The organism is Cellulosimicrobium sp. BMG9.23 (genome assembly GCF_059159985.1).
The window spans coordinates 103015-127862 of the sequence record NZ_JBZGBZ010000002.1 but is presented as its reverse complement, the minus strand read 5'-3'; the positions used below and the strand labels follow the sequence as shown (position 1 = coordinate 127862).

General features: G+C 74.1%; 25 protein-coding genes and 1 tRNA gene. 11 read left to right on the top strand and 15 right to left on the bottom strand.

What is annotated here, in order from left to right; translation table 11 throughout:
• Positions 1-5: 5 nt before the first annotated feature.
• The 3 genes from AC4H2G_RS02645 to AC4H2G_RS02635 all read right to left on the bottom strand — a co-directional run bounded on the left by AC4H2G_RS02645 (position 6) and on the right by AC4H2G_RS02635 (position 3572).
• Complete coding sequence (locus AC4H2G_RS02645) at positions 6-1502, bottom strand: M15 family metallopeptidase (protein ID WP_494364210.1); 1497 nt, start codon at positions 1500-1502, stop codon at positions 6-8.
• Between the two features lie 319 nt (positions 1503-1821).
• On the bottom strand, positions 1822-3093 hold the full coding sequence (locus tag AC4H2G_RS02640) for a threonine/serine exporter family protein (RefSeq protein ID WP_494364209.1): 1272 nt from the start codon (positions 3091-3093) through the stop codon (positions 1822-1824).
• A gap of 62 nt (positions 3094-3155) precedes the next feature.
• Positions 3156-3572: a pilus assembly protein CpaE gene (locus AC4H2G_RS02635; RefSeq protein WP_494364208.1), complete on the bottom strand. Its 417-nt coding sequence runs from the start codon at positions 3570-3572 to the stop codon at positions 3156-3158.
• A gap of 115 nt (positions 3573-3687) precedes the next feature.
• Here AC4H2G_RS02635 and AC4H2G_RS02630 point away from each other — a divergent pair, with 115 nt between their 5' ends.
• Positions 3688-5283: a mechanosensitive ion channel family protein gene (locus AC4H2G_RS02630; protein WP_494364207.1), complete on the top strand. Its 1596-nt coding sequence runs from the start codon at positions 3688-3690 to the stop codon at positions 5281-5283.
• Positions 5284-5349: 66 nt separating this feature from the next.
• On the opposite strand, the gene surE is transcribed toward AC4H2G_RS02630, so the two are convergent.
• From surE to AC4H2G_RS02615, 3 genes are read right to left on the bottom strand one after another with little or no spacing between them, the layout of a single operon-like run.
• Positions 5350-6105: a 5'/3'-nucleotidase SurE gene (gene surE, locus AC4H2G_RS02625; protein WP_494364206.1), complete on the bottom strand. Its 756-nt coding sequence runs from the start codon at positions 6103-6105 to the stop codon at positions 5350-5352.
• 37 nt (positions 6106-6142) lie between these two features.
• On the bottom strand, positions 6143-7135 hold the full coding sequence (locus AC4H2G_RS02620) for a 1-phosphofructokinase family hexose kinase (RefSeq protein WP_494364205.1): 993 nt from the start codon (positions 7133-7135) through the stop codon (positions 6143-6145).
• A gap of 29 nt (positions 7136-7164) precedes the next feature.
• Positions 7165-7986, bottom strand: a complete 822-nt coding sequence (locus tag AC4H2G_RS02615; RefSeq protein ID WP_494364204.1) for a glycerophosphodiester phosphodiesterase — start codon at positions 7984-7986, stop codon at positions 7165-7167.
• A 129-nt stretch (positions 7987-8115) separates the two neighbouring features.
• Here AC4H2G_RS02615 and AC4H2G_RS02610 point away from each other — a divergent pair, with 129 nt between their 5' ends.
• Complete coding sequence (locus AC4H2G_RS02610; protein ID WP_494364203.1) at positions 8116-8676, top strand: hypothetical protein; 561 nt, start codon at positions 8116-8118, stop codon at positions 8674-8676.
• 60 nt (positions 8677-8736) lie between these two features.
• Here the strand turns inward: AC4H2G_RS02610 and AC4H2G_RS02605 are convergent, their stop codons facing one another.
• Together AC4H2G_RS02605 and AC4H2G_RS02600 are read right to left on the bottom strand one after the other, a co-directional pair.
• Complete coding sequence (locus tag AC4H2G_RS02605; protein ID WP_494364202.1) at positions 8737-9300, bottom strand: TIGR03086 family metal-binding protein; 564 nt, start codon at positions 9298-9300, stop codon at positions 8737-8739.
• Positions 9301-9400: 100 nt separating this feature from the next.
• Positions 9401-9583 (bottom strand): hypothetical protein, encoded by a 183-nt coding sequence (locus AC4H2G_RS02600; protein WP_494364201.1) that lies wholly within the window; start codon positions 9581-9583, stop codon positions 9401-9403.
• Positions 9584-9723: 140 nt separating this feature from the next.
• On the opposite strand from AC4H2G_RS02600, the gene AC4H2G_RS02595 reads away from it, so the two are divergent.
• Complete coding sequence (locus AC4H2G_RS02595; protein ID WP_494364200.1) at positions 9724-11367, top strand: class I SAM-dependent methyltransferase; 1644 nt, start codon at positions 9724-9726, stop codon at positions 11365-11367.
• 266 nt (positions 11368-11633) lie between these two features.
• Positions 11634-12230, top strand: coding sequence for an ASCH domain-containing protein (locus tag AC4H2G_RS02590; protein WP_494364199.1), 597 nt, complete (start codon positions 11634-11636; stop codon positions 12228-12230).
• A gap of 75 nt (positions 12231-12305) precedes the next feature.
• Here AC4H2G_RS02590 and AC4H2G_RS02585 read toward each other — a convergent pair whose 3' ends face one another.
• The gene (locus AC4H2G_RS02585; RefSeq protein ID WP_494364198.1) at positions 12306-12908 is read right to left on the bottom strand and encodes a pyridoxamine 5'-phosphate oxidase family protein; all 603 of its coding nucleotides are present in this window, start codon (positions 12906-12908) and stop codon (positions 12306-12308) included.
• Between the two features lie 48 nt (positions 12909-12956).
• On the opposite strand from AC4H2G_RS02585, the gene AC4H2G_RS02580 reads away from it, so the two are divergent.
• Positions 12957-13571 (top strand): DinB family protein, encoded by a 615-nt coding sequence (locus AC4H2G_RS02580; protein ID WP_494364197.1) that lies wholly within the window; start codon positions 12957-12959, stop codon positions 13569-13571.
• An 85-nt stretch (positions 13572-13656) separates the two neighbouring features.
• Here the strand turns inward: AC4H2G_RS02580 and rlmC are convergent, their stop codons facing one another.
• Complete coding sequence (rlmC, locus tag AC4H2G_RS02575) at positions 13657-14787, bottom strand: 23S rRNA (uracil(747)-C(5))-methyltransferase RlmC (protein ID WP_494364196.1); 1131 nt, start codon at positions 14785-14787, stop codon at positions 13657-13659.
• Between the two features lie 112 nt (positions 14788-14899).
• Between rlmC and AC4H2G_RS02570 the strand changes: the two genes are divergently transcribed.
• The 3 genes from AC4H2G_RS02570 to AC4H2G_RS02560 all read left to right on the top strand — a co-directional run bounded on the left by AC4H2G_RS02570 (position 14900) and on the right by AC4H2G_RS02560 (position 16148).
• Entirely contained in the window at positions 14900-15382 is a 483-nt protein-coding gene (locus AC4H2G_RS02570; protein ID WP_494364195.1) for a pyridoxamine 5'-phosphate oxidase family protein, read from the top strand.
• Positions 15383-15449: 67 nt separating this feature from the next.
• Positions 15450-15674, top strand: a complete 225-nt coding sequence (locus AC4H2G_RS02565; protein WP_494364194.1) for a three-helix bundle dimerization domain-containing protein — start codon at positions 15450-15452, stop codon at positions 15672-15674.
• 96 nt (positions 15675-15770) lie between these two features.
• Positions 15771-16148, top strand: coding sequence for an STAS domain-containing protein (locus AC4H2G_RS02560; RefSeq protein ID WP_494364193.1), 378 nt, complete (start codon positions 15771-15773; stop codon positions 16146-16148).
• A gap of 123 nt (positions 16149-16271) precedes the next feature.
• Here AC4H2G_RS02560 and AC4H2G_RS02555 read toward each other — a convergent pair.
• Positions 16272-16344 (bottom strand) — tRNA-Lys (locus tag AC4H2G_RS02555).
• A gap of 110 nt (positions 16345-16454) precedes the next feature.
• On the opposite strand from AC4H2G_RS02555, the gene AC4H2G_RS02550 reads away from it, so the two are divergent.
• Positions 16455-17579: a ScyD/ScyE family protein gene (locus AC4H2G_RS02550; protein ID WP_494364192.1), complete on the top strand. Its 1125-nt coding sequence runs from the start codon at positions 16455-16457 to the stop codon at positions 17577-17579.
• 244 nt (positions 17580-17823) lie between these two features.
• Positions 17824-18105 (top strand): HesB/IscA family protein, encoded by a 282-nt coding sequence (locus AC4H2G_RS02545; RefSeq protein WP_251152479.1) that lies wholly within the window; start codon positions 17824-17826, stop codon positions 18103-18105.
• Between the two features lie 123 nt (positions 18106-18228).
• On the opposite strand, the gene AC4H2G_RS02540 is transcribed toward AC4H2G_RS02545, so the two are convergent.
• Positions 18229-18633 carry a hypothetical protein gene (locus AC4H2G_RS02540; protein ID WP_494364191.1) on the bottom strand — a complete coding sequence of 135 codons (405 nt, stop codon included), beginning with the start codon at positions 18631-18633 and terminating at the stop codon, positions 18229-18231.
• On the bottom strand, positions 18630-19346 hold the full coding sequence (locus tag AC4H2G_RS02535; RefSeq protein WP_494364520.1) for a M50 family metallopeptidase: 717 nt from the start codon (positions 19344-19346) through the stop codon (positions 18630-18632). The genes AC4H2G_RS02540 and AC4H2G_RS02535 overlap by 4 nt, the downstream gene beginning before the upstream one ends.
• A 363-nt stretch (positions 19347-19709) precedes the next feature.
• Between AC4H2G_RS02535 and AC4H2G_RS02530 the strand changes: the two genes are divergently transcribed.
• On the top strand, positions 19710-21233 hold the full coding sequence (locus tag AC4H2G_RS02530) for a DEAD/DEAH box helicase (RefSeq protein WP_494364190.1): 1524 nt from the start codon (positions 19710-19712) through the stop codon (positions 21231-21233).
• Positions 21234-21345: 112 nt separating this feature from the next.
• On the opposite strand, the gene AC4H2G_RS02525 is transcribed toward AC4H2G_RS02530, so the two are convergent.
• The gene (locus tag AC4H2G_RS02525; RefSeq protein ID WP_494364189.1) at positions 21346-23712 is read right to left on the bottom strand and encodes an arylsulfatase; all 2367 of its coding nucleotides are present in this window, start codon (positions 23710-23712) and stop codon (positions 21346-21348) included.
• Positions 23713-23839: 127 nt separating this feature from the next.
• The gene (locus tag AC4H2G_RS02520; protein WP_494364188.1) at positions 23840-24844 is read right to left on the bottom strand and encodes a formylglycine-generating enzyme family protein; all 1005 of its coding nucleotides are present in this window, start codon (positions 24842-24844) and stop codon (positions 23840-23842) included.
• Between the last annotated feature and the right edge of the window lie 4 nt (positions 24845-24848).

The window sequence follows — 24848 nt, the reverse complement described above, 5'->3', positions numbered from 1 at the left end:
GTCCGTCAGGACAGGTCGCCGTACTCCCAGTGCCATGCCTCGGGGAGCGAGCCGCCGGCGCGGGCGAACTCGGGGTTGTCCCAGCCGAACGCGGGGCCGTTCGCCCGCAGCCACGCGTACTGCGCGGACCCGAAGCTCTGCACCCCGCCCCCGAGGTCGAGCGCGAGGCCCCACCCGTGGTTCGACGTCCCCGGGGTCGCGGCGAAGTGGCCCCGCGACGCCTTCACCGCGACCTGGGATCCGTACGACCGGTACGAGTCGGTGACCGACAGGTCCGTGCCGAACGCCTCGCGGTACTTGAGGTTGAGCGCCTCGATCTGGAAGTCCGCGTCGCAGCGCAGCATCTCGCCGGGGGCGAAGGACAGTTCGCAGAGGGATGCGGCGGGGATCTGGCCGTTGCCGTACCCGGCCGTGGACGACGCCCACCTGTCGAGCTGGGCAGCCACCTCTGCGGCGGACGGCGGGCCGGGGACCACCTCGACGGCGACCCCGGCCTCCGTCGCGTCGAGCAGCGTGCGGAGCTCGGCCGTCAGCGCCGTGATCTCGTCGGCGCTCGCCGGCACGGCCGCGGCCTTGGCCTCGGCGTCGGCCGCCGTGGCGGCCTCCTCGTCAGCGGCAGCCTTCGCGGCAGCCTTCTCCGTGGCGGTGTCGGCGGTGTCGGCGGTGTCGGCGGTGTCGGCAGGGTCGGCCGCGTCGGCGGTGGCGCCGTCGGCGCTCGCAGCCTCGGCCGCGGCGGTCTCGTCCTTCGCCGACGTCGCGTCGTCGGACGACCCGGCGGATGTCGCGTCCTCCGCTGCGGACACCGGCTCGAGCGGCGTGGGGAGGTCGAGCGCGCCGCCGAGGGGTGCGGCGAGCGCGTCGAGGTGGGTGCGCTCCGAGCTGCGGCTCGCCCGCTCGGTGCCGCGCGCCGCGAGCCCGGTGTCCTCGGCACCTGCGGCGTCCGCGGAACCTGCATCCTCGGAACCGGCGCCCTCGGTGGGCGCAGGATCAGCCGCAGCGTCAGCGTCAGCGGCAGCGTCGGCGGTGGCGGCGTCCGCGGCCTCCGGCGTGCCCGTGGCGCCGGCGAGCACGTCGGTCGAGCCGTCGGTCGCGGAGATCGCCTCGGAGAGTCGCGTCCGCGTCTCCTCGATCTTCGCGGCCTGGTCGGCGGGGAGGGAGGCCGCCTGCTCGGTCGTGACGTACTCCGCGTGGACGAGGGCGTCGCTCGCGGCGTCGATCACCGCGGGGTCCGTGACCACGTCCGGCGCGCCGAGCGTCGTCAGGGGGGAGGTCGTCTTCGGGGCGGGCGTCGTCGCACCCTGCGCCGAGGTCCCGGTGGGGTCGACGAAGGCGGCGGCGGCCGTGGTCGCCGTGAGCGCGACGGCCGCGAGGGCGGCGCCGGTCCCGACGGCGGTGCGCCGGGCACGCGGCCCCGTCACGGGGCGCGGCACGAGGGCGTCGAGGCGAGCCGTGGTGCCGAGGGTCGAGCGCAGCGAGGTGCGCGGAGCGGAGTGGCGGCCCATCTAGCGGTCCTCGCCGGAGGTCGGCCGGCGGGTACCGCGGGCGTCGTGGTGCAGCAGAGTCAAAACCAGGGTCCGATCGTCGGGTCGTGGTCGACGGGGCCCGGCGGACCACCCCGGGCAGGGGCGGTCGGACGAAGGGCGGGCGCGGTGACCACGACGGCGTGCGTGTCGTGGCGGGACGCAGAGGCCCTCGCACCACGGGGTCGGCTCTCGGACTCGCGAGGCGACCCCTACCGACCGTTCAATCGTCAACTAGACGGACGTCCAGTCATGACCATTTCCGCGGGGATGCCTCGCGAAAGGGGTGGGAACTCCGTGCTCAGGATGTGAAGAGGGTACGTGTCACGCGGCCCGCGTCCCGGGTGACTCCGCTGCCGACGAGCGTCCCGAGCGCGATCCCGAACACCGCGACCGCTGCGTTCGCGAGCTCCTGCGCGGCCTCGGCCCCGCCGCTCACGAGGTCCGAGAGACCGAGAAGGCTCAGCGCGCCGGGGACGAGGAGCCAGAACGCGGGCAGCGTCGTGACGACGGCCGGCGGACCGGTCCGCGTGCGCTCCACGAGCGCTGCGAGCGGCACGACCGCGAGCGCCCCGACGAAGCCCGCGAGGGGGTCGGCGGCCAGCGCGCCCAGGAGCTGGGCGGCGTACGCGCCGAGCAGCACGACCCACACCCAGGGCAACGAGCCGCGCGGCGTCGACGCGAAGTACATCTGCCCGACCCCGACGACGAGCACGCCGAGCCACGGCGCCCACCAGCCCAGGGTCGGCTGCGCGGTCGCGGCGTCGAGCCGACCCGCGACCGCCGCGCCGGCGATGACGCCGAAGACGAGGAGCAGGAGCTGGGCCACCCCGTACACGAGCCGGCTCGCGCCCGCGACGATCTGGTTGCTGGTCAGCTCGATCGCGGCGACGGTCAGCACCGCGCCCGGCAGGAACGACACGAGCGGGGGGACCAGGACGCTCAGCGGCTCGTCGCCGAGCCACGGCTGCACGACGTCGATCGCGACGACCGTGACGAGGAACGCCGCGACGACCGGGAGCGCGGTACCGAGCGTCGGCCACCGTGACCCGAGCCAGCGCAGCGCCCCGACGAACACGCCGAGCACGAGGTAGACCGGGAGCAGGTGGGCCGTCGGGTTGAGCACCAGGCCGAACCCGACGGTGAGGAGCCCGTGCCCGACGATCGTCACCACTGCGCCGAACCGGGGCGGCCGCGCCCGGATCGCGCGGAGCTCGGAGCGAGCCTCGGCGAGCGGCACGTCGGTCGTCCGCAGGCGCCGGACGAGCGTGTAGATCGCGCCGATCTGGTCCAGGTTCAGCCCGCTCCCGGCCGCTGCGGCGAAGTCGGTGAGCGTGCCGCCCGCCGTGCTCACCCGCACGAAGACGCCCGTGGGCAGGACGAGGGTCCCGACCGTCGTCGCCCCGTACCGCTGCGCGACCGCCTCCAGCGCCTCCTCCACGTCCGACACGGACTGACCGGAGTCGAGCAGGTCGCGGCCGAGCGTCCGCAGCAGCGGGACGAGGTCGGGAGGGACGTCGGGCGGCTCCGGCGCGTCCTCAGGACCGGGGTCCCTCCCGAGGGCGTGCAGCACCCGGCGGAACGTGGCCGATGCGCCGCGCAGGCCGTCCCGCCACCGACGGGTCCCCGGCCCGGTCAGGAGCGGTTCCCGGCGCTCGCGGTGACGAGGGCGAGCAGCGCCCGGCCGTAGGCGTCGGCGGGCTCGGCGGCCGCGTACGTCGCGACGTCGTCGAGCAGCACGGTGCGCACGAGGTACCCCTCGCCGGTGCGTTCGAGGCGTCGGAACGTGCCGCCGAGGAGCTCGCGCAGCTGATCCTCGAGGGGGTGCCACAGCGCGTCCTCGAGCGCCACGGAGTCCAGGGCCCACTCGGTCGTGCCGTTGAAGCCGAGGACGACGCCCGTGTCGAACTCGTGCGGCTCGATCGTCATGTCGCTCACCGTGAAGACGTCGCCTCCCCGCCCGGTCGCCAGCAGCCGGAACCGGTCGCCGGAGGCGGGGGACCACCGCAGGCCGGCGTCGCGCAGGGAGAGGGCGAGGTCCCACGAGATCATGCGCCCACGGTAGGCCCGGCACCGAGCCGGCGCCCGTCGCGCGGTCAGCGCTCGCGTGACACGCGTCTCGTCACCGCCTCGCGCGCCAAGAGCGTGTCCTGCCTACGTTGGGGGGATGGAACCGGAGATCGAGAACGCCACCGACATCCTCGTGACCCTGGGTGCCGTGGTCGCCGGGATCGTGGTCGCGTTCCTGCTCGGCACGATCCTGTCGGCCGTGGTCCGGCGCCTCGGCCGGCGCAGCGAGCTCATGCGCGACCTCTCGCGGCGCCTGCGCCGGCCGGACCGCGCCGTGCTCATGGTCCTCGCGGTGTGGATCGCGGTGCGCCTGACGACCGATCAGTCCACGACCTGGCTGCCCGTCGTCGAGCACCTGCTCCTCATCACGCTCATCGGCGTGGGGGCGTGGTGGGTCGGCGCGTTCGCGTTCGTGCTCGAGGACTCGGCGCTGCAGCGCTACCGCATGGACACCGCGGACAACCGGCACGCGCGCCGTGTGCGGACGCAGATCACCGTGCTGCGTCGGCTCACCGTGGCCGTCATCGTCGTGTGCGCGATCGCGGGCGTGCTGCTCACGTTTCCCGAGGCGCGCGCGGCGGGGGCGAGCCTCCTCGCGTCGGCCGGCCTCATCTCGATCGTCGCCGGGCTCGCCGCGCAGACGTCGCTCGCGAACGTCTTCGCGGGCATGCAGATCGCGTTCACCGACGCGATCCGCGTGGACGACGTCGTCGTGCTCGAGGGCGAGTGGGGACGGATCGAGGAGATCACCATGACGTACGTCGTGGTGCACCTGTGGGACGACCGGCGGCTCATCCTCCCGTCGACCTACTTCACGACGACGCCGTTCCAGAACTGGACGCGCCGCGCCGCGGACCTGCTCGGCACGGTCGAGCTCGACCTCGACTTCGAGGTTCCCGTGGGCGCGATGCGCGCCGAGCTCAAGCGGCTGCTCGCCCTCACGGAGCTGTGGGACGAGCGCGTCGGGATCCTCCAGGTGACCGACGCGGTCGGGGGCCTCGTACGCGTACGCGCTCTGGTCAGCGCGCACGACGCCCCGACGCTGTTCGACCTGCGGTGCTTCGTCCGCGAGGGGCTCGTGGACTGGCTGCAGCGCGCCGCGCCGCAGGGCCTCCCGCGCACGCGGCTCGAAGGGGCGGCGTCCGTGCCCGACGACGCGGGCAGGCCCGCGCTCGCCGCGCACCCGGACGGTGCGCAGGCCGCCGGTCCGGGACCCGATCACCCCACGGGCGGGTACGCGGACGACGAGGGTGACCGGGCCGACGACGAGCCGCCCGTCGCGCCCTCGCGCCCGCCGCGGCTCCCCCCGGACCGCGGCTCCCGACGTGCCGACGCGCCCGTCGTCCTCGGCACGATCCGTCGCGCCGGACGGGCGGGTGCCCTGCCGAGCGACGACCCGACCCGGCTCGTCGGGGTCGTGCCCGGGCCCGGCCCCGGGAGCGGGGCAACGGGCGGGACCCGGGTGCTGCCCGCCGTCGGGCACGAGGACGACGCCCTGCCGGAGGCGGCCGAGTCGGCGTTCTTCAGCGGGACCGCCGAGGGCGAGCAGCGCTCGAAGGCGTTCGCCGGCCCGGGGCAGGACGTCATCGAGGAGCGCGAGCGCACGGCCGAGCACGCGCGCGTGGAGGACGAGTCCTCCGACGGCCCGGCGGACGGCGAGCACGGGGACGTCGACCGCCGAGCACGGGACTGACCACCGGATCCGGCGCGATCCGGTGGCGAACCCCGTGCTCGGCGGACGACGGCGCGCACGGAGCGGCTACCCGAGCCCGGGGATCTCGACGCTCGCGTCGGCGAACGGCGCGCGCAGGAGGGTCGCCGTCGCCCAGCCGCGCGTCAGCAGGCCGGTGTCCGACTCGGGCTCCGAGTGCCGCTCCGTCCCGGAGTACTGGAGCATGAGGTGGCGGTCGCCGTCCTCGTGCACGCGCGCCTGCACGAGGCCGAACGTCGCGAGCGGCGCCGAGCGTAGGCCCCGGAGCCGGTCCGGCGGGCAGTCGGGGACGTTGACGTTGAGCGTGCGCCCCTCGAGCGGCGTGCTGCGCACCCAGTCGAGCACGTGGTCCGTGACCAGCCGCGCGGTCTCCCAGTGCCGCGGCTCCGCGGCGTCGACGGAGACCGCGATCGACGTGATGCCGTGCGTCGTCGCGGACAGCGCCGCCCCGACGGTGCCGGAGTGCAGGATCGCGTTGCCGGTGTTCGCGCCCTTGTTCACGCCCGAGAGGACGAGGTCGGGCTTCGGGCCGAAGCCGCCGTACGCGGCGACGAACACGATGAGCGCGGGCGCGGCGCGGACCGCGAAGGACGTCGTCACGCCCTCGGGCAGCCCGGGCGCGTCGCGGGGCTCGACGACGAGGCGTCCGTCGTGCTCGGCGCCGAGCAGCGACGCGCTCGCCCCGGAGGACTCCCGCGCCGGAGCCGCGACGGTGACGTCGTAGCCGGCGTCGAGCGCCCCGCCGGCGAGCACGGCCAGGCCGGGGGAGTCGATCCCGTCGTCGTTGGTCACGAGTGCGTGCACGGTGTGCTCCCGGTGGGGTCGTCGGGTCGAGTCTTCATCAGGCCTCGCGCACGGTGACGCGCCGCGCGAAGCGTTCGATCTGGTCGCGGCGACCGGTGCCGAGGCCTCGCCGCGTGACGTTGAGCGCCCCGGCCGCGGCGCCGAGGCGGACGGCGTCGGGCAGCTCGAGTCCACGCCCCAGCCCGACGGCGATCCCGGCCGTCATCGAGTCGCCCGCACCGCGGTGGTCCACGGTCGTGACGCGCGGCGTGGCGACGCGGTAGGTGTGCTCGGCCGTCACGAGGAGCGTGGGGTCCTGCGCGCGCGACACGACGACGGCCCGCAGGCCGGCGTCGACCATGGCACGGGCGGAGGCGAGCAGGGCGCCCTCGGAGTCGTCGTCGCTGAACCCGCCGTCGACGAGCTCCTCGTGGCTCATCTTCAGCACGACGCCGGGTGCGTCGCAGACCGCGCGCGCCTGGTCGCGGGACAGGTCGGCGACGACCTGACGGTCGGACGCGTGCAGGTCGCGCGCGAGCCGGCCGAAGAACGACGCGGGCACGCCCACCGCCGTCTCCGAGCCGGTGAGGATCGTGACGGCGGCGTCGAGCGCGCTGACGAGGACGGTGCTGTACAGGTCGTCGACCTCGTGCCGGTTGAGGGGGTACGGATCCATGGTCACGACCTCGGTGCGCTCGCCGCCGCGGCGGTCGTGGACGAACGCGCCGTTGCCGCCCGTCCCGACCGTGCGCAGCTCGAGGTTCTCGGCGCGCGCGAGGTGTGCCGCGACCGTGCCGGTCTCCCCGCCGAACGGCCCGCACACGACCACGCGCGCGCCGAGGGAGTACGCCATGCGCCCGAGCCACAGCCCCTGCCCGCCCGGGTGCACGTGCACCTCGGGCGACGACTCGTGCGGGCCCGCGGGCTCGATCTCGATCGTGAGCAGCGGCGTGAGGGCGAGGACGCACACCGTGGGCGTGCGGGCCTCGGTCGGCGCGATCGTGGCCGTCGGGACGGTCGTGGGTGCCGGGGCCGGTGACGTCGCGCTCATCCGTCGAGGCTAGGGGGCGCGGCGCCGCCTCACCCGGCGAGCGGGGCGTCCGGGGTGCCGAGGCGGCCGTCGAGCCAGCCGGCGAGACGGTCGGGCCGGTCGGTGACGACGCCGTCGACCCCGCGGCGGAGCAGGTCGAGCCACTCGCCGGGCTCGTCCACCGTCCACACGAGGACGCGCAGCCCGGCGTCGTGCAGAACGTCCACGAGGCCCGGGTCGTGCTGCAGCAGGGCGAGCTCCGGGTTGCACGCGACGATCTCCAGCTCGGCGCACACCCGCACGAGCTCGTCCGTGCTGTCGGGGCGCAGCGCGAGGAGCAGGCCGCGCGCGAGGTGCGGTGCCGCCTCGCGCAGGGCCGCGACGGTCGGCGGCCAGAACGACTGGACGACGACGCGCCCGGCGAGCCCCGCGGCGTCGACCTCCTTCGCCACGAGCCGGGCGTCGTCGGCCGTCCAGATCCCCTTGAGCTCGACGAGCAGGTCGATGCCGGGCCGCTCCGCGACGAGGCGCGTGACGTCCTCGAACGTCGGGACGCGCTGCCCGGCGTAGGCCCGCGAGAAGGACGAGCCCGCGTCGAGGGCTCGCAGGGCGTCGAGGGTCAGGTCGGCGACGCGACCCGCGCCGTCGGTCGTCTCGTCGACGGTGTCGTCGTGGAGCACGACGACGCGCCGGTCCGCCGTGAGGCGCACGTCGAGCTCGATCGCGTCGGCACCCGCGCGCCACGCCGACTCGAACGCGGCCAGCGTGTTCTGCGGGGCGACGGACGAGCTCCCGCGGTGCGCGACGACGGCCGGCCGCCCTCCGCGGGACGTCACCGGGAGCAGGAGGCGGGGCAGGTCGTCGGGGGTCATGGCGCCAGTCTCGCCACGCGATCGGTGGCGCGCCAGGGTCCGGGGCCGCCCGTCGCCGACCCTTCGCCCCCCGTTCACCCGGCCGCCCCGGCTTGGGCGCTCCGCGGTGCGGGTGGTTCCATGCTGTCCATGGCCCTCCGACCTGCATCGCCCCGACCCGCCCTGTCCCGACCTGCCGTCGTCGTCGCCGGGGTGCTCTGCGCCGCGCTGCTCACCGCCTGCTCGGGCGGGTCCGACGCGCCGGCCGACCCCTCGCCGTCGGACACGCCGTCGGCCACGTCGTCGGACACCGCGTCGACGGACGCGGGCGACGAGCAGACCGACGGGACCGCGAGCCCCGACGAGACCCTCACGGCGCAGCAGGCGTGCGCGGCGATGTACGTCGACGGGGACGAGCCGCTCGAGCGCCGTGTCGTCGCCGCGCTCGTCGGGATCAGCGAGGACGGCGCAGGCACCGACACCGTGGGCACGATGACCGCGGTCGGGATCGAGCTCGGCAGCCTCTCGGTCACGGTGCCCGCGGAGTTCGAGGGCGCCGTCGACCAGGTGCGCGTGCCGTTCCTGCAGCTCCAGGAGAACCTCGACACCGGCACCGAGGAGTCCGTCGACCTCGACATCGCGTCGGCGCGCGACGGCCTCACGGAGTACCGCGAGCTGTGCGACGCCGCGGGGGAGACCTCGACCTCCTGACGGCCCGGCACGCACCCGGCCGGGCCGGGTCGCCCCCACGGTCCGCGGTCCGGGCGCCGGTCAGCGGCGGCGGCCCGTGAGGGCGAGGAGGCGGGTGAGGTCGTCCGCGTCGTCCCCGACGTCCAGCGGGCCACGGAACAGCGGGCCCGGGTCGAACAGCGTCGAGCGCGCCTGGGCGTAGTGCAGGGCCCACGCGACGAGTGCGGGGTCCACGTCCTCGTCGCTGCCCGTCGCCCGGGCGAGGTCCCACGCGTGGACCACGAGGTCGAACGTCATCTGCGCGCAGTACTCCGCCGCGGACGTGTCCCCGTACGACAGGTGCACGACTCCGTCGAGCGCGTCCGGCGCGAGGAAGGCCTCACGAGCCTGCACGGACGCGTCGACCCACCGGTCGACCGGGTCGTCGCCCAGCACGTCGCCGTCCAGCACCGTGCCGACGTCCGCGAGGGTCCGGCCCGCGAGCAGCTCGGGCGCCCAGAGCTGCTCGGCCGTCAGGTGGTTGACGAGGTCGCGCACCGTCCAGTCGTCGTCGGGGGTGCGCCGGGGCCAGTCGTCGTCGGTCAGCGGACGCACGCGGGCATCGAACGCGCCGATCGCGTCCCCGTGGGCGGAGAGCACGTCCATCGTCGTCCTCCTCGGTGAGCCTGCGTCCACCGTCGCACGGATCGCACGACCCGGCACGACCCGGCACGAGCCGGCACGAGCCGGCACGGACAGCGTCGTGTCAGGACCGCAGCGCGAACGCCAGGACGAGAACGATCACACCCCAGAGCAGGAGTCCCGCACCGCAGCCGATCGCGAGGCCGTTCGCGCCCGTCGACCGGTGCCGGGGCGTGGCGCGGACGGCCGCCGCGGAGATCGCGAGGCCGGACACGACGAGCACAGCCCCTGCGATCATCCAGAACATCGCGACCACCGTGCCACAGGTCAGGTGCCCACCGCATCGTGGACGGCCGTCCAGGACCGCCCGCGGACCGGGTGCCGTGACCGGTGTGGACCCTGCGGGCCGGCTTGCGCTGCGGGGGTCCCGACCAGCACCGTTGGCCCGTGCACCCCACCGACGGCCCTGTCCGCCGCATCCTCTTCCCCGGCCGCCACCACCTCGTCACGCGGTTCCAGGTCGACTACCTGCGGGCCCTGCGCGCCGGGCTCGTCCGCGACCTCGACGGGCGGCGCGTCCGCTGCGCGCCCGACGTCGAGGTCGTCTGGGTCGTGACGTCCGCCAACCACTCGGGCACGCGCCGCAACCCGCTGCCGGGACACCGGCGCGAGGCGCTGATCGAGAACGTCGCCGTCCGCGAAGGCCTGCCGAGCGTCGTCGTGCCCGTGCCCGACGTCGCGCCGAACCCGCGCTTCGCCTCGCTCGTCGTCACGAGCGTCGCGACGCAGACCGGTGCCGAGCCCACCCCGGCGGACACCGTCGTCGCGTGCTCGACCCCCGCGGTGATCGACGCATACCGCGCACTGGGGTTCCGTGTCGCGGGCGTGGAGCTGGACGCCGACCCGGCGGACGGCAGCTCCGACGGCGCCGCGGACGACGACGTGCCCGTCCTCGCGCCCGCGCGGCCGTGGGACGTCGTCGAGCAGATCGCGGCTGGCGACGAGCGGTGGCGCGAGGCCGCGCACCCCGCCGTGCCGGAGTTCTACGCGCGGTACGGGATCGTGCACGAGGTGCGGGCGATCTTCGCCGACCCCGTCGTCTCGGGCGACGGCGACCTCACGACGACGCGCGACTACCGTACCTACGCGGCCGCGTTCGAGGAGGCGTCGGCGCGCAAGTGGGCGCAGGTCGCGCCGCACGTCCGTCCCGGGCGCGTCGTCGACATCGGGTGCGCGACGGGCGGCCTGCTCGAGCACGCGGCGCGCGAGCCGCGCCTGCACGAGTCCGACCTGTTCGGCGTCGACGTCGCGCGCCACCTCGTCGCGGAGGCCGAGCACAAGAAGGCGCAGGGCGTGTTCGCCAACCCGAACGTGTGGTTCGTGCAGGCGAACATCCTCGCGCGGTCGGTCATGCCGGACGCGTCCGTGGACACGACGCTGACCATCGCGCTCACGCACGAGGTGTCGTCGTACGGCGACGGCGTGCGCGACGTCGAGCTGTTCGCCCGCCGCGTGCTGCGGCACACGCGGCCGGGCGGGGTCTGGGTCAACTCGGACGTGTGCGGACCGGCGGACCCGGGCCGCGTCGTCGTGCTCACGCTCCGGACGGACGACGGCGCGGCGGCCGCCGGGGACGGACCGGACGGGGCGCGGACCGACCTCGACGGGCTCGCGCGCGAGGACGTCGCGGCGTACGTCGGCGGGCTGTCGACCGACGCGCGCCTCGCCCAGTTCGCGCACGACTTCCCGCGGTCGTCGGGAGCGACGTTCGCGCCCGAGCCGCTCGGTGCCGGGCGCTGGCGGCTCACGCTGCGCGAGGCGATGGAGTTCCTCACGCGCAAGGACTACGTCGACAACTGGCTCTCGGAGGCGCACGAGCGGTTCTGCGACCTCAGCGGCCCGCGATGGGAGTCGTTGCTCGTGGAGGCGGGCTTCGAGCTCGAGCCCGGCAGCGGCGCCTGGCGCAACGACTGGCTCGTCGAGCACGCGTTCGCGCCCGTGGCGAGCCTGCACGACGCCGCGACCGGCGAGCCCGTCGACTGGCCGGAGACGCACGTGCTCACCGTGGCGCGCCGCCCGGAGCTCGCCTGACGCCGAAGTAGAGGCGTGGTTCTTGTGCCCGACGGCGCGTGGTCGCCTTGGGAGGTCGGGTTGGGTGGGGGCGCCGCGTCTACCATCCGCCGCTCGTCCCTCGCGGTTCCCGCCAGACCCACCACGACGCGGCGCCCCCGCCCACCCCGCCCTGCGTCGTCTCGCCCTGGTCTCGGGTCGGCTCGCGGGTCGACGGCAAGGTTCTCCTCGCGGGTGGCAGTGGCGGCCGCCGTGCCGGGAGGGTTCGTCGCTCGTAGGCTCGTGACGTGCTGCTCGATGCGCGCACGCTGCGCGGGCTCCAGGACGGGACGGTGACGCTCGCGTTCCGGCGCTGGACGACGCCGCGCGTGCGGGTCGGGACGCGGCAGCGGACGCAGGTCGGCGTTGTCGAGGTGACGTCCGTGGAGCGGGTGCCCGACGGTCCGGACGGCTCACCGCTCCTTTCCGAGGACGACGCGCGCCAGGCGGGGCTGGCGTCGCCCGTCGCGGTGCTCGCCCGGGGCGCGGCGCTCGAGGGCGACCTGTACCGCGTGGGGATCCGGCTCGCCGGGCCGGACCCGCGGGTCGCGCTGCGGGAGGACGCCGACCTGGACGCGGACGCCGTCGCGCAGCTCCGCGCGAGCCTGGCCCGCAAGGACCGTGCGGCGGACGAGCCTTGGACGCGGCAGTACCTCGAGCTGGTCGCGGCGAACGAGGGCGTCGTGGCACGCGAGCTCGCCGCAGGCCTCGGGATGGCGCGCGACGACTTCAAGGTGCGGGTGCGCCGTCTCAAGGAGCTCGGTCTCACCGAGAGCCTCGACGTCGGCTACCGGATCTCCCCGCGCGGTCGCGCCTACCTCGACGCGACGGCGGCCGACGCCTGACGCGCACAGAGTTGTCAGCGCTCCACGGACCCCCGGACCCGTGGCGGGCTGACAACGTGCTGGCGTCGAGAGCTGTCAGCGGTGGGCAGACCCCGAGGGCCGTGCTGTGCTGACAGGTTGGGCTGGGTCGCCGATCGCGGGCAGTCCGTCGATGCTCTCGGCGTTGCGCTCGCGCCAGTAGGTGTCGAAGAAGTCCGGGGTGCGGCGCAGGTGCGACCGGTCCAGGACGTCGCGGTCCTCGACGAACTCCATGTGCGGCACGGAGAACCCGCACGAGTCGGACACGCGATCCACGTCGACGACGACGATGCCGCGCTGCCCGATCTCGCGGTCCTTGGCGAACTCGGGGCGCAGGGCGTCGAACTCGGCGCTCCCGAGCTCCACGTAGCGGCCCCTGCCGTGCAGCCGGACGATGTTCGGCGGCCCGTCGAACGCGCAGAACATGAGCACGATCCGGCCGTTCTCCCGCAGGTGCGCGGCGGTCTCCGCGCCCGAACCCGTGTAGTCGAGGTAGGCGACGCGGAGCGGGTCGAGCAGGGCGAACGTGCCCGCCATGCCCTTGGGCGAGACGTTGACGTGCCCGTCGCCGTCCAGCGGCGCCGTGCCGACGAAGAACACGGGTTGGGCGAGGACGAACGAAGCCAGCCGGTCGGTGATCTCTGCGTGCACGGTCGCCATGGGTCGAGTCTGGCACCGACGTCGGCGGTCGGGAGTAGCGTCCGTGGGATGGGCGCCACGACACCTCCGGACCACGACCCCAAGGCGACGCTCCTGCGTTACCTGACCCGCGAGCGCGAGGCGCTGCTCGCCAAGGCGGAAGGGCTGAGCGAGTACGACCTCCGCCGTCCGCTGACCCGCACGGGCACCAACGTCCTGGGGCTGATCAAGCACGTCGCGAGCGTCCAGGTCGGCTACCTGTGCGAGACGTTCGGCGGCACGCACGACCTCGCGATGCCGTGGTTCGACGACGGCGCGGAGGTCAACGCCGACATGTGGGCCACGGCCGACGAGTCGCGCGAGGAGATCCTCGAGTTCTTCCGGCGCTCGTCCGAGATCTCCGACCAGTGGGTCGCCGGTCTCGGCCTCGACGCGCGCGGCGAGGTGCCGTGGTGGGCGCCGGCGCGGCGGCACGTGACGCTCCACCAGATCCTCGTCCACATGCTCGACGAGATGGCGCACCACGCGGGCCACGCAGACATCGTGCGCGAGCTCGTCGACGGCGCCGCCGGCAACGGCCGGGGAGACGTGCCCGACCAGTCGGTCGCGGAGTGGACCGCCTACCGGCAGCGGGTCGAGGACGCCGCGGTCGAGGCGGCACGGCGGGCGGGCGAGCGGGTCTGACGCGAGATCGACCCGCACGTCGCGACGTCGACCCTCTGAAGGTCGATCTCGGGACGCTCGGGTCGATCTCGGCGAAGCAGACCGCTCAGGCGCGTTCGAGGAGGACCGCGACCTCGTAGTGCGCGGTGTGCGGGAACATGTCGAGCACGCGCGCCTCGCGCGGCCGCAACGACGGCATGAGCGCGAGGTCGCGGGCGAGCGACGTCGCGTTGCAGCTCGAGTACACGACCCGCCGCACGTCCGACTCCTCGAGCCACGTGCTCAGCGTCTCGCCGATGCCGCGCCGCGGCGGGTTCACGACGACGAGGTCGGGGGCGGCGGCCGGCGGCTGCGCGAGCGCGAACGCCGTCGCGTCGCCTGCGAGGAATATCGTGCGGTCCAGACCGGCGTCCTGCGCCGTGAGCCTGGCGCTCGCGATCGCCTCGACGCTGGTCTCGACCCCGACGACGTCGCGCCCCGGGCCTGCGACGTGCAGCGCGAACCCGCCGACGCCGCAGTAGAGGTCCCAGACCGAGGAGGGTGCGGCGTCGTCCACCCAGGCGCGCCCCTGGCGGTACAGGGCGGCGGCGACGTCGGTGTTCGTCTGGAAGAAGCTCTGCGGGCGCAGGTGCAGGTCGATGCCGTTCACCGTCATGCGCAGGGTCTCGGTGCCGGTGAGCAGGATCTCCGTCTCGCCCTCGACGACCGCCTTGTGCTCCGGGTGGATGTTCGCCGAGACGACGCGCAGTCGGGGCAGTGCGTCGAGCAGTGCGGGCAGGTGCTTGCGGAGGCGGGGCACCGACTCGGTCGAGCGCAGGACGAACCGGGCCATGAGATCGCCGTCGGGGGACAGGGTCACGAGCACGTACTTCAGCTCGCCGCGCCGGGCACGGACGTCGTAGGGCACGAGGCGGGCACGCGTGACGATCTCCGCGAGCGGACCGAACGCGTCCTGCAGCGCCGCGGGGTACAGGGGGCAGTCCGTGAGGTCGACGCCGCCGACCTCGTCGAGGATGCCGAGCACCGGGTCGTCCACGGTCCCCGTGACGACCATCTTCGCCTTGTTGCGGAACCCGGCCTCGAGCGAGGTCACCGGGTCGAGCCACCGCAGCCCGGGGGCGAGCGGGGCGAGCAGGTCGGTGCAGTGTCGCTGCTTGCCCGTGAGCTGCGCGGCGTACGGCTGCTCCAGGAGCGTGCACGACCGGCACCGCCAGGCGTCGAAGTGGTGGCACTGCACTCGTTCGAGTCTACGGCCCGGCCGCTGTCCGTCGTCCGGGGGGGACGGCTAGCCTGGCGTCGACGGACGCCGGGCCGGACGGGTCGTGCGGCGTCGCAGGAGCGGAGGCGTGATGGTCGAGCTCACGACGCAGGACGTGTGGCGCGTCCTCGAGAAGCAGAACTTCATGGTCCTCGGCATGGTCTCGGCGCGCGGTGCGGCGCGGACCGCGGGCGTCATGCTCCACGTCGAGGGGCACGACCTGTGGTCGACGACGAACGACGACGAGTGGAAGGCGAAGCACCTCGCGGCGAACCCGGAGGTCTCGGTCACGGTCCCGATCCCGAAGCGGCTGCCCTTCGTGCCGTGGGTCAAGGTGCCTGCTGCGACCGTCACGTTCTCCGCGGTCGCGACGCTCGTCCCCGCGGCAGGGATACCCGGTACCGTGCGCGAGGTGCTGCTCAAAGGCCTCGACGTCGAGGAGGACGGCACGCGTGGCGCACTCGTCGGAATCCGCCTCGAGCCCTTTGGGGACTTCGTCACCTACGGCGTCGGGGTGTCGCTGCTGGGGATGCGGGACACCGAGATGGCGCGAGGGCGCGCTCGCGCGGCCTGACGACGGGCCGACGGAGAGTTCACGGCGCGTTCGCCCTGCCGCAACCGCGCCGTGCGAACCTCTGCGCATGACAGCCGACGAGGCGCGCGAGATCGACGTCGTGGTCCAGCGCATCGCAGAACGGTTCCCGGGCGTGGACCCGGACGACGTGCGCGCGCAGGTGCACGCCGAGCTCGAGGTCTTCGAGGGTGCGCACGTGCGCGACTTCGTGCCCGTGCTCGTGGAGAACGCGGTGATGGACACCTTGCGGGCATCGCTCGAGCCGACGCCGATCGTCCCGCCCGAGGGCTGACACCTCGGTCGCCGATGCCGGGATCCTCGCTCGGTGAGCGTGCGGGCGACTTGGCGCGTACCGTCGAGCCGCTGACGACGAGGAGCGCGGATCACGGTGAGTGCGGAAGTTGTGGGTGACGTCGCGATCGAGGACGGCGGGTCGCGGTGGGTGATGTGGGGCGAGATCGACTTCTCGGTGACGCACCGGGTCAAGCGGGCCCTGGCCTCCACCATCGACGGCTTCCCGAAGACCATCGACCTCCGGCGCGTCACCTTCATGGACTCGTCGGGCCTGCACCTGCTCCTCATGAAGGTGACGGCCGCGAGCCGTCCGCGCCTGGTCGACGCCCCGCAACCCGTCCTCGACCTGCTCGACATGAGCAGTGCACGAGGTCTGGTCGAGCTCGTCGACGGCCCGCCCGACGCCGTCGGGTCCGCGAGCGACACCGCCGCAGCACCCACGCCGACCAGCGGCGAAGGCCGGGGCGCGTGAGGCACTGGTCCCCGACGACCGACATGGTGCGTCGCCAGGACGTCGCCGGCCGTGAGGCGACGAGCCCTGCGCAGACGCTGCGCATGCGCCCCGACGACATCGGTGCCGGGTTCGCGCGCCGGGTGGGCCCCGTGGGGATCGAACCCACAACCCGCGGATTAAAAGTCCGCTGCTCTGCCAGTTGAGCTAGAGGCCCGGGACGCGCGCGTGGCGCTCGTCGGGGAACAGCCTACGTGGGCGCGCAGTGCGGCTCGCCCGCCGTCAGCAGCGACGTCTCGGACCTCGGTGTCAGGAACACCATGACCCGTGACGCCTGGGCGGTACGGGAGTAGCGTCGGTCGCGAGGGGGCAGTGCTTCGTCCCGACCCAGACCGCGACAGACCCGACCGCTCCGGGCCCGACCCGTACCTGTGCGACGCCGCATCCTGGAAGGGCAATCCCGTGCGCACCCCACACCGTCTGACCGTTCTCGTCCTCTCCGCCATCCTCGCCACGACAGCGGCCTCCTCCGCCGTCGCGACACCCCCACGGCCTGGCCCCCCGGCCCCGACGCCGGCGCTCCTGGCGACCGGCCTGTCCGGCGGGGCCGGCAGCACCGTCGGTCCCGACGGCGCTCTCTACGTGACCGAACCGCGATCGGGTGAGGTCTCGCGGGTCGACCGCCGGACCGGCGAGATCTCGACCGTCGCGTCCGGCCTGCCCGTGCAGCTCGCCGGTACTCCCGGCGGGGCCCTGGACGTCGCGTTCCTCGGACGCACCGCCTACGTCCTCGTGACGATCGTCGAACCGGCCGTCGTGGGTCTGTACCGCGTGGACCGGTCCGGAGGTGTCACGCCGGTCGCCGACATCGGCGCGTGGTCCATCGCGAACCCGCCTGACACGGAGTTCTTCGTCCCGTCGGGTGTGCAGTACGCGCTCGAGACCTACCGCGGGGGCTTCCTCGTCACCGACGGTCACCACAACCGGGTGCTCTTCGTGTCACCGCACGGTGCGGTCTCCGAGGCGCTGGCCCTCGGCAACGTCGTTCCCACGGGCCTCGAGACGATCGGGCGGACGGTCCTGCTCGCGCAGGCGGGTCCCGTGCCGCACCTTCCCGAGGACGGTCGCCTCGTCGCGTTCCGGCCCGGGCGGTCGGCCGTGCGGGAGGTCGCGTCCGGCGGTCCGCTGCTCGTGGACGTCGAGCGTGGCAACGGCGAGCTCTACGCGCTCGCCCAGGGCACGTTCTCGCCGGACAGCCCCGAGGGTTCCCCGGCTGACGAGAACACGGGGCAGCTCCTCGAGGTCGGGCGGCACGGCGACCTGCGGGCCGTCGCGGAAGGCCTCGACCGGCCGACGTCGGTCGAGATCGTCGGTCGCACCGCCTACGTCGTCACGCTCGACGGGGAGGTGTGGACGGTGCGCCTCGGCTCCGGCCACGGCTGGGGTCGCTGAGGCGAGTCTCGACTCCGCGCGGGCGCGGACCCTACGCGTGTCGTCGAGCCCTGTCACGCGCGGTCTTGCTGCGTGAGAAATTCGGTGAGATCGGGGCGTCGCGCTTGCGTCGGCTGCGGGATCTTGCTTGGTTGGAGGAGACCGAGGGGCCCGCGGGAGGGTGCACCGACGGCAGGTCACACCCCCCAGGTGTGAGCCGCACGACGTGTCCCGTGGCCCCCGCCCGGCGACGAGAGGAGCTCTCGTGCTCACCCTGACCGACAACGCACGTACCGCTGTCCAGGACCTCACCACGCAGGCCGGTGTCCCCGAGGGAGGCGGTCTGCGGATCGCCGAGTCCGCGGACCAGGCCGGCAGCTTCGAGCTCGCGCTCGTTCCCGCCCCGCAGCCCGACGACGAGGTCGTCGAGAACGGCGAGGCCAAGGTGTTCGTGGAGTCCGCCACCGTGCCGACGCTCTCGAACCTCACGCTCGACACCGACCCGAACGCTCAGGGTCCGTCGTTCGTCCTGACCCCTCAGGGCTGACGCCGCAGCACGCTTCGGCGACGCGCCGCTCTCCTCCTCCAGGCGCGTCCTCGAACCCCGACGGGCCGTCCGCACCGCGGGCGGCCCGTCGTCGTGCCCAGGCAGGGCGGGGGGCGCGGCGGCTCAGGAGATGTGGGCGGCCGCCGCGACCTCCTCGGCCACGCGCCGGGCGCGCCAGCACCGGAACCGCAGGACGCCGCGCTCGTGGTGCACCGCGACGATCCCGGTCAGGACTCCTGGCTCCGTCTCGACCGCCGTCACGTCGCGCAGCGCGAGCATCATCACGCCCGGCAGGCCGCGCAGCAGCGCCTGGTCCGCGCGCGAGACGCCGAACCGCAGGTAGCCCGGGACGACGGCGAACCGCGTGCCGACCCAGATCTCCTGGCGGGCCCGCCGCCACCTCTCGGAGAGGCTGCGGAGCCCGGTCGAGCGGAGCGGGACGTCCCGCCGGTCGGTCCCCGGGAGGAGCAGGTTCGCGAGGCGCCGTCCCGACCCGTGTCCGTCGGACGTGCCGGTCGAGCGCGTCACGTCGCCGGCCCGACGATCCACCAGCCGCCCAGAACCGCCGCACCGACCGTGACGACGAGGAACACTCCCACCCAGAACAGGCCGGGCACGTGGGTGAGCCGCGCAAGGATGTCAGCATCTGAGGCGGCCGCCCGTCCGCGCGACCGCTCGGCCTGGAGCTCGAGCACGGGCCGGACGGCGCCGAGGAGCAGGAACCACGTCACGGCGTAGGCGACCGCGCTCTGGAAGGCCGGCGCTGCCCACCACGAGACCGCCACCAGCGCAGCACCGCTCACGAGCACCGACCACAGGCCGAACCAGTTGCGGATCTGCAGCAGCAGGAGCGCGAGGAGCAGCACGAGCAGCCACAGCAGCCCGACGGCATAGCCCTGGCGGAGCAGAGCGGCCGCACCGAGCCCGATCAGGCCGGGGCCGACGTAGCCCATGAACGCCGTGAGCACCATGCCGAACCCGCGCGGCCGGCCCGAGGAGACCGTCAGTCCGGACGTGTCCGAGTGCAGCCGGATGCCCGAGAGCCGCCGGCCCGTGAGCACCGCCGCGAGCGCGTGCGCGCCCTCGTGCGCGATGGTGATCACGTGCCGCGCCACGCGCCACACGGGGGTGACGAGCACGACGGCGAGCGCGAGCGCGCCCATGGCGGTCACCACCGCGGGGTCCGGGGGAGCGACGGGGGTCACCGCGGCGTCCCAGATCTGCCCGACGACGTCTCCCACCGACGAGGCGACGCCACCGCCCGAGGTGGCACCGCCGTCGGACAGGGGGGTCAGGGCCGTCACGGCCTTCGTCAGCGCGTCCACGCGCGCCATTCCACCACAGCGTGCCGAGCACGGGATCGTCCACCGCCGAGCACGGGATCGTCCACCGGATCGGGGCGGATCCGGTGGCACACCCCGTGTTCGGCGCCGCGTGGTGCGGGCCGCGCGACGTGACGCCGCACACGGTTCCGGCCCCACGGCGTCGGGCATGAGACACTGGACGGACGAGGGCAGCGCGAACCGCGCGCCCAGCGTCGTGGAGATCCCCCCGGATTGCGTGCGGCGGACCCCGACCCCCAGCCTCGAGAGGCCTTTCTTCCTGTGACTTCCTTTGCCGACTTCGGCCTGCCCACCACTGTCGTGCGCGAGCTCTCGCGCCAGGGCATCGACTCCCCGTTCCCCATCCAGACCGCCACGCTGCCCGACTCCATGAAGGGTCGTGACGTCCTCGGCCGCGGCCGCACGGGCTCCGGCAAGACGCTCGCGTTCTCGCTCCCGACCGTCGCGCGGCTCGCGCACGCGAAGTCGTCGCGCCACCCGCGCCGGCCCCGCGCGCTCGTGCTGTGCCCGACGCGCGAGCTCGCCAACCAGATCAACGCCACGATGGAGCCCGTCGCGAAGGCCCTCGGCCTGACGACGACGACCATCTTCGGCGGCGTCGCGCAGTCGCGCCAGGTTGCGGCCCTCGACAAGGGCGTGGACATCGTCATCGCGTGCCCCGGCCGCCTCGAGGACCTCCTCAACCAGCGCCTGCTCACGCTCGACGGCATCGAGATCACGGTGCTCGACGAGGCGGACCACATGGCCGACCTCGGGTTCCTGCCCGGCGTGAAGCGCATCATGGACAAGACCCCCAAGAAGGGTCAGCGCATGCTGTTCTCCGCGACGCTCGACAACGGCGTTGACCAGCTCGTCAAGCGCTACCTCAGCAACCCGGTGCGCCACTCCGTGGACGACGCCGCGGCCGCGCCCCCGCAGATGACGCACCACATCCTCGCGGTGCGCGACGCGGAGGCGAAGAAGCAGGTCGTGCACGAGCTCGCGTCGGGCACCGGTCGCCGCGTGCTGTTCATGAAGACGAAGCACCAGGCGAAGAAGCTCGCGCGCCAGCTCACCGCCGCGGGCGTCCCCGCGGTGGACCTGCACGGCAACCTCGGCCAGGGCGCGCGCGAGCGCAACCTCGAGGCGTTCTCCTCGGGCACCGTGAAGGTGCTCGTCGCGACGGACATCGCGGCGCGCGGCATCCACGTCGACGAGGTCGAGCTCGTCGTGCACGTCGACCCGCCGGCCGAGCACAAGGCGTACCTCCACCGCTCGGGCCGTACCGCTCGTGCGGGCTCCGAGGGCGTCGTCGTCACGGTCATGCTCCCCGAGCAGCGTGGTGACGTGCGCGACCTGACCCGCAAGGCGAAGATCACGGCCCAGCCGAAGCCGGTCGACCCGGGCGACGCGACGCTCAAGGCCCTCGTCGGGGACGTCGCGGCGTACGTGCGCCCGGCCGACATCACGCCCCCGCAGACGCAGGCCCGGCGTGGCACGCCCTCCACGAACGGCGGCTCGCGCGCCTCGCGTCGTGGGCCGGGCTCGGGCCAGGGCGGCGCGCCGCGCGGCCAGTCGGCCGGCGGCCAGGGTGGCCAGCGCCAGACGACGCAGCGTGCCGGCGGATCCGGCCGCGCCTCCGGGGGTTCCTCGGCGGGAGGCGCGTCGCGCGGCGGGCAGTCCCGCGGCGGCCAGCAGGGCGGCCAGCAGTCGGCAGGCCAGGGCGGGTCCGCCCGCCGCGGCGGCCGCGGCCGCGCGCAGCGTCCCTCGGGCGGGACCGTCTACTCGACGTCGTCGGCGCGCTGAGCGCAGCACGGCTCAGCCCTTCGCAGCACCGGCATCGGGCCGAGGACGGGAGAACCGTCCTCGGCCCGATGCCGTACCCGCGCCCGGCAGCGCTCCCGCCGGACGGTCGTCGCTACTGGCGTGCCATCGCGATCCGGAGCACCGTCTCCGGGTCGACGAGATGGTCGTGCGTGTCGCCGCCCACGTCGAGCTGCACCCAGTGCAGCCGCCCGGTGAACCGGCTCGTCCGCGCGGTGTAGTCGGGCGAGACGCACGTGCCCGACTCGTAGCCGACGTCCGTGGTCTCGTCCGCGGAGAAGACCATCGGCTGGGTCGCGTCGACGCGGCCGGCGCCGACGGGCTCGCCGTCGTGGAACAGGGTGACGTCGCCGCCCTTGCCGAGCCCCCCGCCGTCGTACGCGAGCTCGGCGCGCACCTGGTGGCTGCCCGTGGGCAGCGGGACGTCCGCCCGGACGGCGAAGTGATGGATGCCGAGCACGTTGTAGAGGAACGTCAGGTGCCCCTCGTGGACGTACAGGCTCCACCCGCCGAACCGGCCGCCCTGCGCGAGGAGGACGCCCTGCGCGGGCGCGTCACGGACGTCGACCTGCGCGGTGACGGAGAACGACCTGTTCTTGACGCTCAGCACGCTGTTCTCCGAGAGCCGGCCCATACCGGGGTAGAAGACCTGCCGCGTCCCGCGCAGGAGGGTCGGCCGGCCGGCCATCGACGCCTCCAGGCGCTCGGCGGTGCGGTCGTCCAGAGGGAGCGCGTTGTACTTCGTCGCCTCGATGAGCCACAGCCGCTGGAGGCTCGCGAGCCTGTCCGGGTGCTCCGCGGCGAGGTCGCGGGCCTGGCTGAAGTCCGTCGAGCCGTCGTACAGCTCCCACGTGTCGTCGTCGAACGCGGGGACCACCCCGCCGACCATGACCCACGGGGTGCGGTGCTTCGTGACCGCGCTCCAGCCCTTGTGGTAGATCCCGCGGTTCCCGAACATCTCGAAGTACTGGAGGTCGTGCCGCTCCGGGCTGTCGGCGTCCTCGAACGCGTACAGCATCGACGTGCCCTCCATCGGGGACTGCAGCACGCCGTTGACCGTCGTGGGCTCGGGGATCCCGGCCGCCTCGAGGACGGTCGGCGCGACGTCGACCACGTGCGTGAACTGCGAGCGCAGCCCGCCGCGCTCCGCGATGCGCCGGGGCCAGTGCACGATCGTCCCGTTGCGCGTGCCGCCCCAGTGCGACGCGACCTGCTTGGTCCACTGCAGCGGCGAGTTCATGGCCCACGCCCACCCGACGGCGTAGTGGTTGTACGAGGCCGGTGACCCGAAGTCGTCCATCTTCGAGCGCATGAACTCGGGCGTCTCGAGCGCGGCCATGCCGTTGAAGTTCGCCATCTCGTTGAACGCGCCGTTCACGGTGCCCTCGGCTGAGGCACCGTTGTCGCCGATGACGTAGTACACGAGCGTGTCCTCGAGCACGCCGAGCTCCTCGAGCGTGTCGACGAACCGGCCGACGTGGTGGTCGGTGTGCTCGAGGAACCCGGCGTAGACCTCCATCTGGCGGGCCAGGACGGGCTTGAGGTCGTCGGGCATGTCGTCCCACGCGGGGATCTCGTCGTGGCGTGCCGTGAGCTCCGTGCCCTCCGGCACGACCCCGAGCTCCTGCTGCCGGGCGAAGATCTGCTCGCGCTGCACGTCCCAGCCGTCGTCGAACGCGCCGCGGTACCTCTCGATCCACTCGGCGGGCACGTGGTGCGGCGCGTGCGTCGCGCCGGGCGCGAGGTACACGAAGAAGGGCTTGTCCGGCATGAGCGCCTTCTGCTGACGTACCCACGCCGACGCGTGGTCGACGAGGTCCTCGGTGAGGTGGTAGCCCTCCTCGGCCGTCGCGGGCGGCTCGACGGGGGTCGTGCCGTCGTACAGCGCCGGGTCCCACTGGTTGTTCTCGCCGCCGATGAAGCCGTAGAAGGTCTCGAACCCGCCGCCCCCCGACGGCCAGGCGTCGAACGGGCCCATCGGGGAGGTCTGCCACACCGGGACCTCGTGGCACTTGCCGAACTGCGCCGTCGAGTAGCCGTTGAGCCGCAGCGTGAGCGCGAGGGGCGCCTTCGTGTTGGGGCGCAGGGAGCTGTTCCCGGGCGCCGACGTCGCCGTCTCGGTGATGCTGCCCATGCCGACCGAGTGGTGGTTGCGACCCGTGAGGAGCGCCTGGCGCGTCGGGGCGCACAGCGCCGTCGTGTGGAACCGGTTGAACCGCAGGCCACCTGCGGCGAGGCGCTCCGCGGTCGGGGTGCGGCACGGGCCGCCGAACGCGCTCGAGGCGCCGAACCCGACGTCGTCGAGCAGGATCACGACGACGTTCGGCGCTCCCTCGGGTGGCAGGAGCGGCTCGATCGGCGGGAACGCCGTGTCAGGGTCGCGCGCGTCGTACGTCGTCAGGCCGGGAGGCGTGCGGTCCGGGATGGGGAGCATCGACCGGGAGTGCTGATCGGGACGCATGGTTCCTCCTCGGGCGCGGCGTGCTGTCGAGCCACGCTGCGGGCGCCGGAGCGGCGCTCGCAGTGTGATCTCTATCACACCAAGGGGTCGAGGGCGACCGGACGGCCGGCGAGCTCGTGCTCGCCACTCAGCCGTCGCCGGCGCACCGGAAGCCGACGTTGCCCGCGGGCGAGCCCGGCGTGCTCGAGCTCCGCGCGTCCACGCGGTACCGGAAGCAGTAGGACGCGTGGCACAGGTACGACCCGCCCCGGAGCACCCGTGCATCGCCGGACCCCGGTCCTCTCGGGTCGTGCGCGGAGGACCGGCGATAGCTGTCGACGGCGAACCGGTCGGCGCACCACTCCCAGACGTTCCCGGTCATGTTGTGGAGCCCGAAGGCGTTCGGTGCGTACTCGTCGACCGGCGCGGTCCCGTACCAGCCGTCGTCGCGGGTGTTACGGGAGGGGAAGGTGCCCTGCCACACGTTCATGCGGTGCACCCCGCCCGGTTCGCGCTCCGCCCCCCACGGGTAGTGGAAGCCTGCGAGGCCGGCGCGCGCCGCGTGCTCCCACTCGGCCTCCGTGGGGAGCCTCAGGCCGGACCAGTCGGCGTACGCCGCGGCGTCGTGCCAGCTCACGTGGACCACCGGGTGGCGCGCCCGCTCGCGCACGTGCGACCCGGGACCTTCGGGGGACCGCCAGCTCGCGCCCTCGACGACGCGCCACCACGGTGCGGACGACACCCCGCGTGTCGGCGGGAAGTCGTCGGGGAGGAGGCCCCCGAACACGAAGGACCAGCCGGACGCCTCCGCCTGCGTGCGGTAGTCGGTGGCGTCGACGAAGGCGGCGAAGCGGGCGTTCGAGACGGCATGGCGGTCGATCCGGAACGGCCGCAGGTGCACGCGGTGCGCGGGCCCCTCACCGTCCTCGGGGTAGCCGTCGGGCCCGTCGTGCCCCATGACGAAGTCACCGCCGTCGAGGTGCACCAGGTCGTGCGGCGGCGCGCCGCCCGGCGTCGGCAGGGGCCCGGCCGACGGTGCGGCGAGCGGGAGCCCGGCCGACGGCGCGGTGAGCGGGAGCCCGCGTACCGCGTCGGCGGCACTGCCGTGCGGTGTGCCGGCACGCGGGGCGCAGCACGCAGGTTCGTCGTGCACGATC